Source organism: Vallitalea okinawensis (assembly GCF_002964605.1).
GTDB classification, from domain to species: domain Bacteria; phylum Bacillota; class Clostridia; order Lachnospirales; family PQDH01; genus Vallitalea_A; species Vallitalea_A okinawensis.
On the sequence record NZ_PQDH01000004.1, the window covers coordinates 1 to 17,148 of the forward strand.

General features: G+C 32.8%; 14 protein-coding genes. 12 read left to right on the forward strand and 2 right to left on the reverse strand.

The features are described 5' to 3' along the window. Together C1Y58_RS13015 and C1Y58_RS13020 are read left to right on the forward strand one after the other, a co-directional pair. Window positions 1–441, forward strand: a 441-nt coding sequence (locus C1Y58_RS13015) for a DMT family transporter (RefSeq protein WP_157950086.1), incomplete at its 5' end; no start/stop codon positions are given. A 367-nt stretch (window positions 442–808) separates the two neighbouring features. Then, window positions 809–2,167 (forward strand): glycoside-pentoside-hexuronide (GPH):cation symporter, encoded by a 1,359-nt coding sequence (locus C1Y58_RS13020; RefSeq protein WP_105616504.1) that lies wholly within the window; start codon window positions 809–811, stop codon window positions 2,165–2,167. Window positions 2,168–2,225: 58 nt separating this feature from the next. Here C1Y58_RS13020 and C1Y58_RS13025 read toward each other — a convergent pair whose 3' ends face one another. Together C1Y58_RS13025 and C1Y58_RS13030 are read right to left on the reverse strand one after the other, a co-directional pair. Next, window positions 2,226–3,245 (reverse strand): AraC family transcriptional regulator, encoded by a 1,020-nt coding sequence (locus C1Y58_RS13025; RefSeq protein WP_105616505.1) that lies wholly within the window; start codon window positions 3,243–3,245, stop codon window positions 2,226–2,228. 19 nt (window positions 3,246–3,264) lie between these two features. Next, complete coding sequence (locus C1Y58_RS13030; protein WP_170311589.1) at window positions 3,265–4,314, reverse strand: AraC family transcriptional regulator; 1,050 nt, start codon at window positions 4,312–4,314, stop codon at window positions 3,265–3,267. Between the two features lie 133 nt (window positions 4,315–4,447). On the opposite strand from C1Y58_RS13030, the gene C1Y58_RS13035 reads away from it, so the two are divergent. From C1Y58_RS13035 to C1Y58_RS13080, 10 genes are all read left to right on the forward strand, one after another. Beyond that, window positions 4,448–6,334, forward strand: coding sequence for a glycoside hydrolase family 2 protein (locus C1Y58_RS13035; RefSeq protein WP_170311590.1), 1,887 nt, complete (start codon window positions 4,448–4,450; stop codon window positions 6,332–6,334). A 248-nt stretch (window positions 6,335–6,582) separates the two neighbouring features. Continuing rightward, the gene (locus tag C1Y58_RS13040) at window positions 6,583–7,539 is read left to right on the forward strand and encodes an ABC transporter permease (RefSeq protein ID WP_242985393.1); all 957 of its coding nucleotides are present in this window, start codon (window positions 6,583–6,585) and stop codon (window positions 7,537–7,539) included. A gap of 21 nt (window positions 7,540–7,560) precedes the next feature. Continuing rightward, window positions 7,561–8,436: a carbohydrate ABC transporter permease gene (locus C1Y58_RS13045; RefSeq protein WP_242985394.1), complete on the forward strand. Its 876-nt coding sequence runs from the start codon at window positions 7,561–7,563 to the stop codon at window positions 8,434–8,436. Window positions 8,437–8,496: 60 nt separating this feature from the next. Further along, window positions 8,497–10,176: a type 2 periplasmic-binding domain-containing protein gene (locus tag C1Y58_RS13050; RefSeq protein ID WP_105616508.1), complete on the forward strand. Its 1,680-nt coding sequence runs from the start codon at window positions 8,497–8,499 to the stop codon at window positions 10,174–10,176. A gap of 148 nt (window positions 10,177–10,324) precedes the next feature. Further along, window positions 10,325–11,890, forward strand: a complete 1,566-nt coding sequence (locus tag C1Y58_RS13055; protein WP_105616509.1) for a response regulator transcription factor — start codon at window positions 10,325–10,327, stop codon at window positions 11,888–11,890. 50 nt (window positions 11,891–11,940) lie between these two features. Then, a complete protein-coding gene (locus C1Y58_RS13060; protein WP_170311591.1) occupies window positions 11,941–13,605 on the forward strand; it encodes a sensor histidine kinase in 1,665 nt (554 codons plus the stop codon). A 147-nt stretch (window positions 13,606–13,752) separates the two neighbouring features. Further along, entirely contained in the window at window positions 13,753–14,904 is a 1,152-nt protein-coding gene (locus C1Y58_RS13065) for an alpha/beta fold hydrolase (protein ID WP_105616511.1), read from the forward strand. A 14-nt stretch (window positions 14,905–14,918) separates the two neighbouring features. Then, the gene (locus C1Y58_RS13070) at window positions 14,919–15,560 is read left to right on the forward strand and encodes a TetR/AcrR family transcriptional regulator (protein ID WP_105616512.1); all 642 of its coding nucleotides are present in this window, start codon (window positions 14,919–14,921) and stop codon (window positions 15,558–15,560) included. Window positions 15,561–15,611: 51 nt separating this feature from the next. Next, on the forward strand, window positions 15,612–16,535 hold the full coding sequence (locus tag C1Y58_RS13075) for an AEC family transporter (RefSeq protein WP_105616513.1): 924 nt from the start codon (window positions 15,612–15,614) through the stop codon (window positions 16,533–16,535). Between the two features lie 135 nt (window positions 16,536–16,670). Beyond that, the gene (locus C1Y58_RS13080; protein WP_105616514.1) at window positions 16,671–17,087 is read left to right on the forward strand and encodes an acyl-CoA thioesterase; all 417 of its coding nucleotides are present in this window, start codon (window positions 16,671–16,673) and stop codon (window positions 17,085–17,087) included. Window positions 17,088–17,148: the final 61 nt, after the last annotated feature.

The following is a 17,148-nucleotide window of genomic DNA, read 5'->3' on the forward strand; positions in this document are numbered from 1 at the left end:
GAAGGGTTAATCATCGCTTATCAGCTATGCAGTGCCATAGCTAGCATCTTTGCCAAGAACTTCTCAAAAGACATCCATCCAGTGGTATTAACCGTATGGCAAATGTTTATCGGTTCCTCCATACTCATCGTCATCGGTTTAATAGGATTTGACTTTAGTTCCATTACCTATTCATCCGAGTTGATAGCCATCCTGCTCTACTTATCAGCAGTATCAGCAGCAGCTTATACCATATGGAACATCTTGCTTAAATACAACAAAGCAGCAGAGATCAGTATCTTTAAATTTGTAACACCAGTAGCAGGTACCTTGTTATCGGTAGCCATCTTAGGCGATGCACTGGATTACAAGACCATCATTGCCTTAGTATTTGTCAGCTTAGGGATCATTGCTGTTTATTATAAGAAGGATAAAGAGAGCAAGAGTAAGGTAGCTCAGTAAATTTTACAATGTAGACTGCAAGTTGTACTGGATAAAGATAGATTAAAATATTGCACATAAAGTGAAGCCTCACTATAATATCAATGATGATATTGTTGTGAGGCTTATATTGGTTCTTTATCTATTTTGGATTATTCTATACTTATGGTAGTTTGCGTATTGCATTATTTTATCTATAGATTTTCTATAAACATAGTTTATAGTGGTTAATATTTTACAATATAGTGAATATATCAGTAGATTTTTAGCACAATATTGACAAGCGTGTCATAAAACCGCAGAACTATGTCATAATTTCGCAGTGTTACTTTGTGAATTATCTTCTACAATTACACTATAATTGTCGTAGAACCTAGGAGGTAATATTATGAGTAATACTAAAAAAGTCAGTGTACTTGAAAAAGTGGGATATGGTTTAGGGGATTTCTCATGTAATCTGTTTTGGCAACCGATTCTCATGTTTCTACTATTCTTCTATACTGATGTATTTGGGATATCAGCAGCATCAGCAGCAATATTATTTCTTGTAGCCCGAGTTTGGGATGCTATTAATGACCCTATAATGGGAGCTGTCATAGATCGTACCCATACTCGTTGGGGAAAATTTAGACCATATATGTTATTTGGGGCAATCCCATTTGGTATATTAGCAATCCTAACCTTTACAGTACCTGATCTTGGAGGGACAGCCAAATTAATTTATGCTTACGTAACATATATTGGGTTAGGTATGATTTATACAATCGTCAATACACCTTATAGTGCTTTATCTTCCTCCATTACACAAGAACCTGTGGAGCGTTCAAATTTATCCGTCATTCGTATGCTTTTTGCCATGGCATCCACAGCTATTGTCATTATCGGTATGCCTATTTTAATTGATATCTTTGGTCAGGATAATCCTGCACAAGGTTATCAATACACCATGATTGTATTTGCAATTTTGGCCGTAATATTAATGCTTTTCTCTTTTATGACAACAAGAGAACGTTATAGCAGTCCTGCAACCACAGAGAAGTTTAAATTCAGTGAAATTAAGACTTTATATAAAAATAATAGACCATTATTAATCATTAGTCTTTTCTTCTTCTTAACAATGAGTCGAGGAGCTATTGGTCAAGCGGCTGGTTTATATCATTTACAATATGTACTTAACCGAATGGATCTTTTCACTGTATTTGGTATGATTGCCTTATCTGTAACCTTTGTTTCAGTTCTTTTTGTACCATTACTATCGAAAAAGTGGGACAAAAAGACATTGGTGATGGTAGGTTTAGTTATCAGTTTTATCCGCCCGATAGCTTACTTTTCAACTAGTGTACCTCTTATCATTGCTGGTAATGTCTTGGGAGCAATTGGTAATGGTATTATAACAGGATTACTTTGGGGGCTAGTTCCTGATATTGTTGAGTACAACGAATATAAGGCTGGAGAAAGAAAAGAAGGTATTATTTTCTCTATGATAGGTTTCTCGTTAAAAATGGGTACTGCCATTGGTGGTGTACTGCCAGGTATTATCCTTGACCTGACTGGCTATCATGCAAATGTTGCTCAAACACCTTTGGCATTATTTGGTATAAAATCTCTTATGAGCTTAATCCCATTAATCATAGGTGTCCTAACATACTTTGTTATTAGACGTTATGAACTAACTGGTAAACGATATAATGAGATACTTGAGGATCTAAAGAAGCGCCGTTCAGTAGAAGCGAAACAAATAGCCTAGGTTTGAGAAATAGAAAAAGAGCAGTGCAATCATCGGATTGTACTGCTTTTTAGCTCACTTATAACTCCTGATTTTGTTTACTTTGCTTATATTCAATGGGGGTAATTCCCTCATGTTTTTTGAAGATTTTATAGAAGTGACTGATACTGCTATAACCAATCTCAAAAGCAATTTCCTCAATGGATTTCTCTGTATACTCCAAAAGGATCTTAGCTTTATCCAACTTAATTTCTTGAAGAATAGAAGAAAAATTCTTGCCAGTTTCTTTCTTGACTAACCGACTGAGATAATTAGGATTAAAGTGAAAATAAGTTGAAACATTTTTTATTGTAGCATGTTGATAATTCTGTTGCATATACTTAATGATGCGATGAATGGATAGGTCCTCTTTTCCCGGGTCAATAAAAATACCTTGTGTTATGGGATATATACGTAGTAGTTCTGTACCTAGTTGATAAAACAAGCCTAAAACGTTCATTTCAGATCCCATTTTGTCTAATGTATATTCTTCCATCATACGTTTAACGATACTACTGACCTTCTCAAATTTATGGGTTTGAAAATGTATATAGTTCTTCTTGTGTATATTACCTGAATAGAAATCCTTAAATGGATGATCATCGGGCATTACCATTAATAGTTCTTGTCTTATACTATCAGTAATTATTGCATTGAATGATATATTGCTTAGTCCTTCAGATCGTACAGAATGATAGGCTTTTTTATTAAGAATACAAATATCACCAGCCTGTAGTTGTACAACTTCGTCATCAATCTTTGTTTCAATTTGACCGGAATAAACAAAAATCAATTCGTAATAATCGTGGTTATGCAAGGCAACGTTTACATAATGCTTATCAATAGAAAACAAAATCCTATGCGTTGATTCTTCTTTACCCATTAGTCGTTCCATAGAATTTACTGTGGAGGTAAAAGGACTAGTACCTTCCATGTAGTAAGCTTTAGACTCTAGAGGATGGTGAACGATCTTATACTGATATTCTTTAGGCATTTCTTGTATACGACTAAAAAAAGCTTCTCTATCATAAGTGGGTAGTCCGCTGTATTTCTCTTTCATGGATAATCACCTTCTATATTTAATAGATTTTATTTCCTTTATATTCTACAGGTGTAATCCCCTCACACTCTTTAAAGACCTTATAAAAATGACTAACGCTATTATACCCGACTTCATAGGCTATTTCTTCTACAGAACGCTTAGAATTCTCTAGCAGAATTTTAGCCTTATTTAGCTTAATTTCCTTTAAAATCTGTGTAAAACTTTTTCCTGTTTCTTTTTTAATGTAACGACTTAAGTAGCTGGGATTAAAATGAAAGTAGTTGGATACACTGGTTATACTGGCATGCTGGTAATTCTGCTGAAGGTATCTAAGAATTTTTTCTATTGAAGTATCTTCGACTTCTTCTTCCACTTCAAAATTTTCTTTATCATTAAGATAGGGGTAGAGTCTTATCAGTTCTGTAATAAGAACTGCAAAATAGCCAGTTACAGCCAAGCTTGATTCTGGTTTATCTAAGAAGTATTCTTCAATCATATGATGACTCATACTCTGGATTTTTTCATAATTTCTAGTTTTGAAGTGAATGTAATTCTTCTTTATTGCTTGACCTAGAAAAAAATCAGTCATAGGATGACCTTCTGGCATCATGCTAACTATTCGTTGACGGAATTCATCCATGATAATGCCATTATAGCTTAGATTATTTTCGCCAGTTGTCTTTATTGAATGGATGGCTTGCTTATTAAGTAGACATAAATCGCCTGTTTCTAAAATGACTTTATCGCCATCAATGATTGTCTCCACTTTACCTGAAGAGATATGAATATATTCAAAGAATTCATGATTGTGTAAAGCGATGTTAGTAAAATGTCTATCTACAGTAAATAAAAGCTTACCTCCACTGATGTCCTGATTAGATAGCTGCTTTAAAATCTTTACAGTTGAAGTAAAAGGATTGCTACCAACCATATAATAGGGTTTATCTTCTAAGGGATTATAGATGAGTTTTAATTGCAATTCACTTGGAGCATTTTGGATTATACTATATAAATCTTTTTTATTATACTGATCTGATTTTTGATCACATCTTAGTTTATAGGCATTCTTATTACCCTGTTTCTTCACCATACCCCTCCTTCTAAGGCTTATTTATTGAAAGCTACATGAAAACACATAGATGCATCATGATATCGCAGTGAATTTATTAACTATTTCGTATAACATTATAACATATTTTATCTTTAAGGAGGTTAAAACGATGACAAGTAATAATTGGAATCCTATAGAAGAGAACCTGATGACAAGGTGGGCTAAAGATGTTGATCATAGTTGTCCATTACCTGAATACCCTCGTCCACAAATGATAAGAGAAGATTGGATGAACTTGAATGGCTTATGGGATTATGCCATACTTCCTAAAGTTGAAAATCACGTTAATCAATTTGATGGCAAAATTCTTGTGCCTTATTGTATAGAATCAGCTTTATCTGGCGTAAAAAGAGCACTTCAACCCGATGAGCATCTTTGGTATAAAAGAGATTTTCATTTGCCTAGAGAGTGGGAAGAAAAGCGTATTCTCTTACACTTTGGGGCTATTGATTGGCAAGCAACAGTTGCTGTAAACGGTAAAGAAGTTGGATCACATACAGGAGGCTATTTACCCTTTTCATTTGATATTACAGATTTTCTTGGAGAAGGTAAGAATGAAATGACAGTTAAGGTTTGGGACCCAACGGATACCCATTGGCAACAAAAAGGTAAACAAGTTCTTAATCCACATAGTATTTTCTATACTGCTACATCCGGTATATGGCAGACTGTTTGGATGGAGGCTGTTCCTAAGAGTTATATCAAAAACCTTAAAATGACACCAGATATTGATGCTGAAAAGTTACATCTAGAAACAACCGTCATTGGGCATAGCGATTTATTCATTAGAGGGACTGTTTTAAAACAAGGTAAAGAGGTCATCACAGAGATTCAATCTGTAGGACAAGAAATGTCTCTTTCTATAATCAATCCAATGTTATGGAGCCCGAACCAACCTTTCCTTTATGATTTAAGGGTAGAATTGGTGTCTGGTAATCAGGTTATAGATTCAGTAGATAGTTATTTTGGGATGCGTAAGTTTAGTCTAATGGAAGATGAAGAAGGTACAAAACGATTAGCTCTTAATAATAAGATTCTTTTCCAAAATGGTCCCCTTGATCAAGGTTACTGGCCGGATGGTATCTATACTGCCCCAACAGATGAAGCCTTACGCTTTGATATAGAAGAAACAAAACGCTTAGGTTTTAATATGACACGTAAGCATATCAAGGTTGAACCTGCTAGGTGGTACTATTGGTGCGATAAAATTGGTCTTATCGTATGGCAAGATATGATCAATGGTGGTAAATTGGCTTTTGATAAGCTGATCCCTGAGAAACTTCAAAGTGGTCAACTTGATATACCTATGGAAATTATGCAAAAGATGGTTTCTGGCCAAGAAATGGATACGTCAGAAATGATGGTTATTATGCATGCTGTTGTTAATAGTGTGGATGATGATACCAGCAAGAAGTGGTATGATTATGTTAACCGTAATGAAGAAGCCCGTCATCAATTTGAAGCAGAGTTAAAAGAACTTGTAGACACCTTATATAATGTACCGTCATTAGGTATGTGGATTCCTTTTAATGAATCATGGGGACAATTTGATTCAAGAAGAGTTGGTGACTGGTTATCTTCCTATGATCCAACACGCTATGTAGACTATCACTGTGGTTGGATTGATACAAAGGGGGGGCAATTACAAACAGAACATATCTATTGTCAACCTTTAGCCATGCCAGAAGTGAAAAACAATAGAGCTATGATTGTATCGGAGTACGGTGGATATACTTATCAACCTAAAGGTCATATTTGGGAAGATGAATTCTTTTCTTACTCACATTATGAAACACTTGAAGACTTTGAGAAGGCTTATGTATCACTTATTGAGGAGCAAGTTAAGCCCTTAAAGGAACAAGGGTGCTGTGGTGTAGTTTATACACAAATCACAGATGTAGAGCGTGAAATTAATGGTTTTTTATCCTATGATCGACAGGTATTAAAAGTAAATCCAGACCGAATCAATAAGATACATCAGACATTATACAAATAACATTTAATAGAAAACTCCCTATAAGCATTGTCTTATGGGGAGTTTTTGTATCATCTATATCCATATTAATACTTCATTTAATGAAAAGTTTTAGTAATTAGCTTAGAAAAAATGCAAAAGAAATTGATATATTTCTAAAATATTTTAGATTTCATAATACTAGGTATTTAATTATACTATAACTAACACAAAATATTTTAAAAACTTAACAGCCTTGATCAATGCTAAATTAAAGAGGGTGAAGCTCATTGAATGGTGTTACTACTGTTAAATACAAAGAAGAGAAAAATAAAGTGAATTATACTTGGAAAGAATTTAAAAAACAAAAATACCTTCAAATAATGGTTATTCCATGGGTGATTTGGTTAATTGTTTTCTCTTATATACCTATGTATGGTATTATAATTGCGTTTAAAGAATTTCAGATTGGTAATGGTATACTCGGTAGTCCTTGGGTTGGATTTATGCAATTTAAAATGTTCTTTAATAATCCAGAATTCTTCAATATTATGAAGAATACATTGGGCATCAGTATTTTAAAGTTAGTCATAGGATTTCCAGCGCCAATCATATTGGCCTTACTACTAAATGAATTAACACATGCGAAGTTTAAAAAGCTTGTACAATCCGTATCCTATCTCCCACATTTCATATCATGGGTAATTATGGCTGGAATCATAACAAGAATTTTATCTGGAGAAGGCGGCGTTATTAATGAATTATTAATGGCAATCGGTTTATTACAGGAACCTATAACTTTTTTAGGTGAGCCACAATATTTTTGGGGCATTTTAGTTCTATCCGATATATGGAAAGGTGTGGGTTGGGGATCCATTATTTATCTTGCAGCTATCAGTAATGTTGACCAAGGTATGTATGAAGCCGCTGCCATTGATGGTGCTAAAAGGTTTCAGAGAATCTGGCATATTACTCTTCCTTCCATCGCGCCAACAATTGTAATTTTACTTATATTTAGTGTAAGTGGTATACTAAATGCTGGTTTTGATCAAATCTATTTATTGCAAAATCCGTTAGTGCTGGACGTAGGTGAAGTTTTAGACACTTATGTTTATAAAGTAGGGATCTCACAAGCTAGATATTCTTATTCAACAGCAGTAGGTTTATTTAAATCTGTTGTTGGTTTTATATTAATACTTATAACGAACTGGTTGGCTAAAAAGGTAAGTGACCAGGGAATATTTTAATGGAGTTAGGGTGAGAACAATTTGAAAAAAACAATAGGTGAGAAAATTTTTGATTATGTCAATATCTTATTCATGTGTATTATAATTTTTTTATTCATATTCCCTTTTTGGCAGTTACTGATGATTTCATTTAATGATGCTACAGATGCCATGCGAGGTGGTATTTATTTTTGGCCTAGAATGTGGACACTTAAAAACTATCAAATGACTTTAAAACATCCTTTGATTGGTAATGCTTATTTGATTACTATTCTTAGAACGGTCATTGGTACTATATGTAGTTTATTAGCTACAGGTATGTTTGCATACGGTCTATCTAAAAAGCATCTGGTATTTAGGAAAGTATATTTAACATTAGCTACTATTACTATGTTTTTCTCGGGTGGGCTGATACCTACATTCCTACTTATTAGAGGACTTGGATTGACAAATAACTTTTGGGTATACATTATACCTAGTCTTATTAGTGTATGGAACATGATTATCATGAAAACATTTTTTCAATCTCTTCCAGCCTCATTAGAAGAGTCTGCTAAAATAGATGGGTATAATGATTTACAAATATTTTTTAAGATAGTACTACCAACATCTACACCAATAATAGCTGCCATCGCTTTATTTAATGGTGTTGGGCATTGGAATGCATGGTTTGATGCGTACATTTATATAAATGATGCGAATCTGCTACCGTTACAGACAATTTTAATGAAAATTGTTGCTCAAAACTCGGCAGCTCAAGAGCTGATGCAACATGAGCAAGCGGTACAAGGGGCGGTTACCCCGGAGGCAATGAAAATAACAACGATGATGATAGCTATAGGTCCAATTGTATTGATTTATCCATTTCTACAAAAGTACTTTATGAAAGGAATTATGATAGGAGCTATAAAGGAATAATCATCGGGATACAGCCGATGTTATTTATATATAATTTATAATGCAAATGGAGGGTGAAGGATGAAGAGGATGAAACAAATAATTAGTATGCTATTGATCTTAACAATGATACTAACAGTATTTTCGGGATGTGGACAAAAGTCAAATGATAATACGACTCAAGTGAATGGTGAAAATTCAAGCCATGTAGCGACTGTAGACGATAAAAGCACAACAGATGATAAGAATATAGAAAATGACTGGATAGCAGAAATGAGAGACAAATGGTATGTTGGTAAAGATATCACATTTGATTGGTACCTCAATTATTCTTGGTGGAATCACAATAAACCATGGACGGAGTACCCTGTACTTAAAGATATTTCCGATATAACAGGTGTTGTACCTAATGTATCCATACCTTCAGGAGATGGAACAGAAAAGCTGAACTTAATGATAGCGACTAATGATCTTCCAGATATGATTACTTTAGACATCTCAGATAAAAACGTAAATAAATTAATTAATCAGGGTCTAGTTTATTCTTATGATGAACTTATCGAAGAATATTGTCCTGAATTCATGGACGAAATACCTGAAGAAGTGTATAGGTATACAAAGTCAGATATAGATGGAAAACTGTATGGTTTACCTAGTTGGTTCGTACCAGACCTGATGCCTAACAATGCCTCTGCTTATAATGTAAGAAAAGATATCTATGAAGAGCTCGGTTCTCCAGATATGACAACGATTGATGGATTTAAAGGTGCTCTACGAGCATTTAAAGAAAAATATCCAACAATCGATGGTAAAAACTCAATTGCATTATCTTTAGGTGAAAATTATGGCTCAAGAGGTATTGTTGAAAAATCTTTTGGTATCCGTGAATACTATGTAGATGGTTCTCAAAATCTTCTGCATCGTTATAAAGATCCAAAATATATCGAATTCGTTAAATTTATAAATGAATTATACCGTGAAGGATTATTAGACCAAGAGGGGTATGTAAAGAAAAGGGATCAGGTAAAAGAAGATCGATCAACACGAGTATTTTGTACCGCTACGGGTTGGTGGGGCTTAAATGATGAAAATGCTGCTTTGGATGCTAAAAAGCCCGACTCTCATTATATTGTTACAGAAGCTTTAAATGCTCCTGGAGAAAGTTTTGAAGTTGGACAGAGTAAGCTTGGTTGGACAATTTCATTAATAACAAAGGCTGCTGAAGATCCAGGTGAAATACTTAAGTTTACACGATATATGTGGAGTCCAGATGGCAATAAATTATTAGAGTATGGTCATGAAGGCGAAGATTTTGTTATAGAAGATAATAAAGTTTTTCGTAGTGAAAAATATTTAGAAGAGTGGAATAAAGACAAAAACGCTTTCTATGAGAAGACAGGTGTACATACTTTCCGTTTCTTCCAATACTCCTACTGGGATAATGCTTTATATGGAGCATTTACCGAAGAGCCTGATAGAGCCAATAACAGAGCATTAGCTAATACTTATGTAACATATGATGCAACACCATTTATATATGAAATGAACCCTGATCCAACAACGGCTGAAGGGATCATTATGACTCAGGTTGAAGAAGTTATTGAGAAGGAATATGCTAAGATTATAATGGCTAAATCTGAAAGTGAAGCTATTGATGCTTATTATGAAATGATCGAAAAAATGGATAAAGTCGGCTTACCACAACTAGAAGAATGGTGGAGTGCCAAATACAAAAGTAATGTAGAGAAATTTAGTAAATAATAAATCAACTAATTCCCGGTTGTGACAACCGGGAATTAGTTGTACTTTTCTTTAATACATAGTACTAAAATTTCTCTTTCGGATTTTGTTGTTTATCGTTGAATAATGAAGAATATGATATTAAACTATATATGAGGGGGATGGTTGCTTGTATAATATCTTAATTGTAGACGATGAAGGCATAGAAAGGCGTGGCATTCGATCATTAATTAATAAATACAATCTGGAACTGAATGTAACAGAAGCACAAAACGGAGAAGAAGCCTTAGAGTACATAAAGAAACAAACTGTTGATATCTTATTCACAGATATTAAGATGCCATTTATGGACGGTATAGAATTAACAGATGAAGCACTAAAGATCAATTCTAATATAAAAGTTATTTTTTATAGTGCTTATAATGAATTTGAATATGCCATGAAAGCCATTGATTTAAAAGTTAAAAAATATATTTTAAAGCCTATTGATATCGACCAATTTTTAAATGTTATGAATGATGTCGTAAGCTTATGCAAACAAGAAAGAAAAGAAGATGAGGTAAAAGAAAAGTTAATTGAATGTTACAACAAAAGCGTTCAGTACGAAAAAGAGAAGATATTACTTGATATCATTCGTGGTCTAAAGTGCGATGAGCATTTAAAGAAGAGAATCCAGAATCTAAACATGAATATTAACAATGATGGTTTACGTATGATTTTATTGGATTTTGAAGATAAATTCTTTGATATTGAGAATCTTAAATTTGAAGATGGATTAAAGGAAGAATTGCTTATACCTTATGATTATCTAAATCTAAATGAATACCAAAGTGTTTTGTTTTTCACAGAAAATGAGAATACGCTGACAAAAGAATATACAATTTCAATTTGTGAAGGGCTACAAGATTGGATTAGCAATTTTTATGATAAGACTAGTAGTTGTATGGTTATTAGTAGACCGATTACAAACTTAGATGATATCCATTTTGAGTTTAATCAAATGGATAAACGACTTGAAGATAAGTTCTTTACGAATGAAGCCCTTATTTTATTCACAGAAGATTATTCATTTAAAATTAGTAACTTTCCTGAATTTATGGATAAGAGCTTAAAGGATATCAACATATATTTACGAAGAAAAGACTATTTTAGCGTTAAGAGAAAGCTAGATGTATTTTTTGACAGACTTCAAGAATGTAAAAATACCATCTCATCCATGTACCTAAAATATATTTGCATGGAGATTGTCAAAAAAATTTATGAAGGATGTTCAGGACGAATTAGGGAAGACTTCCAGGAAAGCTTAGAGAGCATCTTTAATGCACAATCTTTAACAAAACTTAAAAAGATTTTAATTGAAATGATTGAGCATGAAGAAGCAAAACAATTACATCCTATAGATAAGTCTCAAAAAAATGTTATTGAAAAAGTCATTAAGATTATTAGAAGAGATTACATGAAAGATATAAGCCTTCAAATGATAGCAGAAAAGGTTTATCTATCTCCAAGTTATTTAAGTCATCTATTCAAAAAAGAAATTGGAGAAAGTTTAGTTCAATTTATTACAAGCTATCGGTTAGAAATGGCTAAAGAACTTCTTGAGGAAACAAACCTTAAAGTAATTGATATATCAAAACAAGTGGGTTACTCTAATCTTTCTTATTTTGGTACTGTTTTCAAAAACCATTATGGTATGACGCCGGCAAAGTATAGAGAAAGAAATAGCCAGCCATGAAAAAAATTTTACAACACTTTAAAAATTTAAAATTCAAAAGGAAACTATTATTGTCTTATATATTAGTTAGTATGATTCCTATAACAGTTTTAGGTATTTATTCTTATAAAGAAGCAAAAGATTCATTAATCAATCAATCTAATGAAGTGCTGCAAAATGCCATCAATAAAGTTGCAGATAACATTAGTCACGATCAGGATTTTTATAATAATATTATTAATTCCATAGCCTTTAATATAAGAATCCAGCAAATATTCAGTAATAATTACACAGACATGCTTCTATTAGTAACTGATTTGAGAGATTTTCTGAATCCTTTTTTCAATAATATAATGGACATACATGAAGAAATTAAGCAAATAACAGTTTATACTAAAAGTGATGTACCAGAGTATGGTCAGTACATTCAGTCATATGATAAATTAGATGGAATGGACTGGGCGGATGAAATAATGAAAAGTAAGATTACCAGATGGTTTTATCAAGATGGGAAGTTGTTTTCTGCTAGAAAAATGAATGATACGATCAGTGATTTAGAACTAGGCATTGTTTTTATGGAATTAGATTACGATAGAATACTAAACAGTTCTGCTCGTATAAATGTATATGAATATGGTTTAGTCATAATGGATAAGGAAAATAATATTATTCTCTCCGAAAATACGTTATCAGATAATTCATTAGAAATTCCTGATTATGATCTTAAAGAAATTTCTGAAGGTACTATTCGGTATAATAAGAATGAATATATTGTTGCTAGTAGTAGCACCAGTAATGAGGAATGGAGAATAATTTGCTATGTACCTACTCATCTAATGACAGGTGGTACTATAAAGATATTAAGTACAACGATGATTATTGTTGGTATCTGTTTGGTAGTTGTAATGGTGATTATATGGCTTTTTTCTCACACAATGGTAAAAAGAATCGATAAACTAAATGATAAAATGGGGCTTGTAGAGCAAGGGAACTTAGGAATTGAAGTCAAGAGTCAATCAGTAGATGAAATTGGTGAACTAACAAATAAGTTCGGAAGAATGGTAAAAAGAATTAATAGTTTAATAGAAGAAGTATACCAAAAAGAATTAACCCAAAAAGCTGCAGAACTTAAAGCCTTACAAGCTCAGATTAATCCTCATTTCTTGTATAACACCCTTTCTGTTATGAAATGGAAAGCAATGGATGTCGATGCAGATGAACTAAGTAACATGATTACATTATTATCTAAATTTTATAGGACATCATTAAATACTGGTAAAATTATAACTTCAGTTAAAAATGAGGTTGATAATACGAAATCTTACGTAGAGATACAACAGATCGTACACGAAAATAGTTTTGATGTTACCTATAAAATTGATGATATTATTTATAATTACGATACTCTCAATTTAATTCTTCAACCCTTAGTAGAAAATGCGTTGGAGCACGGTATTTTTAAGAAGAAAAAAGGTTTCAGGCGGTTAACAATAAAAGGGGGATTGAGGGGGCAGTACCTGGAATTTGTCGTAGAAGATAGTGGAGTAGGTATCAAAGAAGAAGTTTTAAATACGATTCTAGAAAAAGAATCTAATGGGTATGGAGTAAAAAATGTCAATGAAAGAATTAAGTTATTCTTTGGTGATAACTATGGACTTTCCATTCAGAGTGAAGATGATAAGGGAACGGCAGTATATGTATATCTACCTCAATTTATCGCCAATAAAACAATATAAAAGAACTTTTTTAAAGCATCTCTTCTACTAGGAGGTGCTTTTGAATTGTAAAAAGGATTTACAACTGGATCAAATTGTAATATAATTATACCTATGGTATGTATATACTAGTAGTATAAAATCATGTGAGAGAAATGAGGTGTTCTTATGAAAGATATTAAAATGCCAGTTGGTTATTTGGAATTTCACAAAGATCCAGTGATTAATTTTCAACTAAATGCCAGGCTTTATTCATCAGGTATATTTGATGAGGATGAAATAACTGAAGTATCTCAAAGAATTTATGACTTTCAAGATTGGAAAAATGAAATGGTTGCTTTGGCATCACGATCAGAACAAAAGGGAAATTACTTACAGGCAGCAACAGCTTATAGAGCAGCTGAATTTTTTGCTACCATTGATGACCAAGATAAGAAGAAGTACTACGATATGGCTCTCCAATTATATAGGATAGCATTGAAAGATCAATCCATTGAAATATCCTATGTAGATTTTGAAGAGGGTAAACTTTATTGCATGAAATTTAAGCCAGATCAAAAAAAGTGTGGTACTATAATATTACACGGCGGTTATGATTCATTTATAGAAGAATTTTATAACATTACGCGATTAATGGTAAACAGAGGTTTTGAAGTCATTATGTTTGAGGGGCCAGGACAAGGGCAACCATTGTATAACTACAACATGAAGATGATACATAATTGGGAAAAGCCTGTAGCTCAAATTCTGGATAACTTTGAGTTAGATGATGTGACATTAATAGGTATTTCATTTGGAGGCTATTTAGCTGCTAGGGCTGCTGCTTTTGAATCGCGGATTAAGCGAGTTGTGCTATTTGATATCATTTATGACTTCTATGGAGCCGTTCTTAATAAAAAAAGTAAAAGTGAAAAAATAGTTACCCAGATATTAATGGCTTTGAAAGCTAAAAACGCTATTAATGGAATAGAGAAGACTGCGAGGGAACACTCAAAGTTTGCTAGCTGGTTGATTGATCAAGGGTATTATATTTTTGGAGTCAATAATCTATATGATTATATGGAAAAAATTAAGATTTACTCTACAAAAAGTTTTAATCACCTCATTAAGCAAGATGTCTTATTGATGGAAGGTGAAGAGGATATGTATATGTGCTTTTGGGAGAAACAGAAAAAAGCATTAAAAAACGCTAAATCAGTAACTGGTAGAGTGTTCACAAAGAAAGAAGCAGCCTCCCACCATTGCCAAGTGGGGAATTATCCCCTTGCTATTCATTATATTTTGGATTGGATTGAAAGTAAAACGAATAAATTCTATTGAAAGGTTGCGAAAACATGTGGATATCCAAAGATAAAAATGCGCGTAAAAAGGAATTTTTAAAAACAGCCATAGCCATGTATAAAGAACATGGCTATGAAGCGACTTCTATTAATAAAATATTGGCAGAGATGAACATAACAAAAGGTTCATTCTATTATCATTTTGACTCTAAAGAAGATTTATTAAGTCAGGTAGTTGATTTTTTTCTTAGGGACATAAGTAGTATAGCTAACAATATAGGTGAATCTAGATCTGGAGCTGCTGAAAAATTAGAGATGCTTATGAAAGAAATCATTTTATATCGAGAAGAAAATACTGGTTTATATAAGGATTTTTATGAGATTAATAGCAAAATGGGTAATGAGCTTATTCAAATAAAATATCAAGAGAAGATCAAGGATTTGTTCTATGAAATCATTCAGCAGATAATCAGACAAGGAAAAGATGAAGGGGTATTTAATCCAATTGATTTTGAAGAAACACCTGAATTATTTTTAGTGATTGCTAACCACTATAAGGTAAAAATCGCTAACTGTTATTATACAGAACATAATAAAAGAGAAAATGAGTTACAAAGATTAGGAGTAGCTTTTCAACAAACAATTGAACGGTTATTAGGAGCGAAACAAGGTACCCTTGATTTTTATTCAAGGTAAAGAAAGATATGTTACAGTATGTGTGAGAGCTTTAGTCATTAAGGAGGACTTATGAATTACTTTATATATATTTTTACTAATATTATACTACCAATATTTACGATTATCATCTTAGGATTCGTCCTTTATCGAAAATTTAAGATTGATATAAAAACTTTAACCAAAATCCAATTTTATGGCTTAATTCCTGCCATACTATTTATTAATATTTATAATAGTGAACTGGATGGATCATTGATTACGATGATCATGATCTTTACCATTAGTTTATTCTTTATTGAATTTATATTAAGCAATGTAATCTGTAAAGTATTTAGGTATAAGAAATCCATTGAAAAAGCATTCATTAATTCTGTGGTCTTATTTAATTCTGGGAATTATGGTATTCCACTGATCAGTTTATTATTTGATGATCCTTATGCAGTATCTATTTTAGTTATTCTTATGGTGGTTCAAAATGTATTGGTTAATACAGTGGGTGTGTATAACAGCAGCAGTGGCAATGGAAAGAGTTTTAAAGAAGTAATAATGAGCATTTTTAAGCTACCTATGATGTATGTTATTATTATAGCATTTTTCATGCGAGGCCAAGAAATAGCCGTTCCAGGTCCCCTTATGTCTACTATAACTATTCTAAGTAAAGGTATGGTTCCAGTTGCATTATTGACTTTAGGTGCTCAGCTCGGTAAAACACACTTTGACTTACGGATTAAGAAAGTATATTTATCCAACGTATTAAGACTTATTGTTTCACCCATCATAGCTTATCTTATAACACTAGCTCTTGGATTAAGTGGATTGGTTGCTCAAGTTTTAATCATCATTTCAGCCGCACCTACTGCAGTAAATAGCGTTCTGCTAGCTATTGAGTATGATAATGAACCTGATTTTGCTTCTCAAACTGTTTTATGGACCACTTTATTCAGTGCTATTACTGTAACTACAGTTATCTATTTAGTAACAACCTTTATTTAAATCATTGCGTCATTTCATAGGTTAAGAGAAGTTAATAAATTGCTCTTAATACCTTGATTCTAGAGGATAAAAGAGATATAATACTTTAATATATTTGATCAATTAAAAAGTGTACAAGGGAGAAGGAGAGTTTATATGAAATTACATCAATCAGCACGTTTGATTAAATCCGAAGACTTAAATCATCATGGTACCCTCTTTGCTGGTAGAATGGCAGAATGGTTTGTCGAAGGTGGTTTTGTTGCAGCGGCTGTTGCAGTTGGTAATCCTGATAATATCGTTTGCTTAAAAGTCCATGGTATGCGTTTTAATATTCCAGCTCAAAAAGGAGATATCCTAGAAATCACTGCTAAAGTAGTGGATGCGGGTACAACAAGCCTAACAGTATATAATCAAACACTATCCACAAAGACTGGTAAAGTTCTTGTAGAAGGATTTATAACCTTCGTTAATGTTGATAGTAACGGTAATAAAATGCCTCATGGTTTGGTGTTAGAGAATCTCACAGATGAAGAACTTGAATTACAAAAGCGCGCAAGAGAATTAAAATAACCTATATCTAAGCAAGAAGTAATAGCCCTATAGAGTCCAACTAAAAAGACACTATAGGGTT

Excerpts from the sequence above, each read along its gene's own strand:
- C1Y58_RS13050 (WP_105616508.1), top strand. The coding sequence starts at position 8,497 with ATGAAGAGGATGAAACAAATAATTAGTATGCTATTGATCTTAACAATG.
- C1Y58_RS13070 (WP_105616512.1), top strand. The coding sequence starts at position 14,919 with ATGTGGATATCCAAAGATAAAAATGCGCGTAAAAAGGAATTTTTAAAA.
- C1Y58_RS13065 (WP_105616511.1), top strand. The coding sequence starts at position 13,753 with ATGAAAGATATTAAAATGCCAGTTGGTTATTTGGAATTTCACAAAGAT.
- C1Y58_RS13035 (WP_170311590.1), top strand. The coding sequence starts at position 4,448 with ATGACAAGTAATAATTGGAATCCTATAGAAGAGAACCTGATGACAAGG.
- C1Y58_RS13020 (WP_105616504.1), top strand. The coding sequence starts at position 809 with ATGAGTAATACTAAAAAAGTCAGTGTACTTGAAAAAGTGGGATATGGT.
- C1Y58_RS13025 (WP_105616505.1), bottom strand. The coding sequence starts at position 3,245 with ATGAAAGAGAAATACAGCGGACTACCCACTTATGATAGAGAAGCTTTT.
- C1Y58_RS13080 (WP_105616514.1), top strand. The coding sequence starts at position 16,671 with ATGAAATTACATCAATCAGCACGTTTGATTAAATCCGAAGACTTAAAT.
- C1Y58_RS13075 (WP_105616513.1), top strand. The coding sequence starts at position 15,612 with ATGAATTACTTTATATATATTTTTACTAATATTATACTACCAATATTT.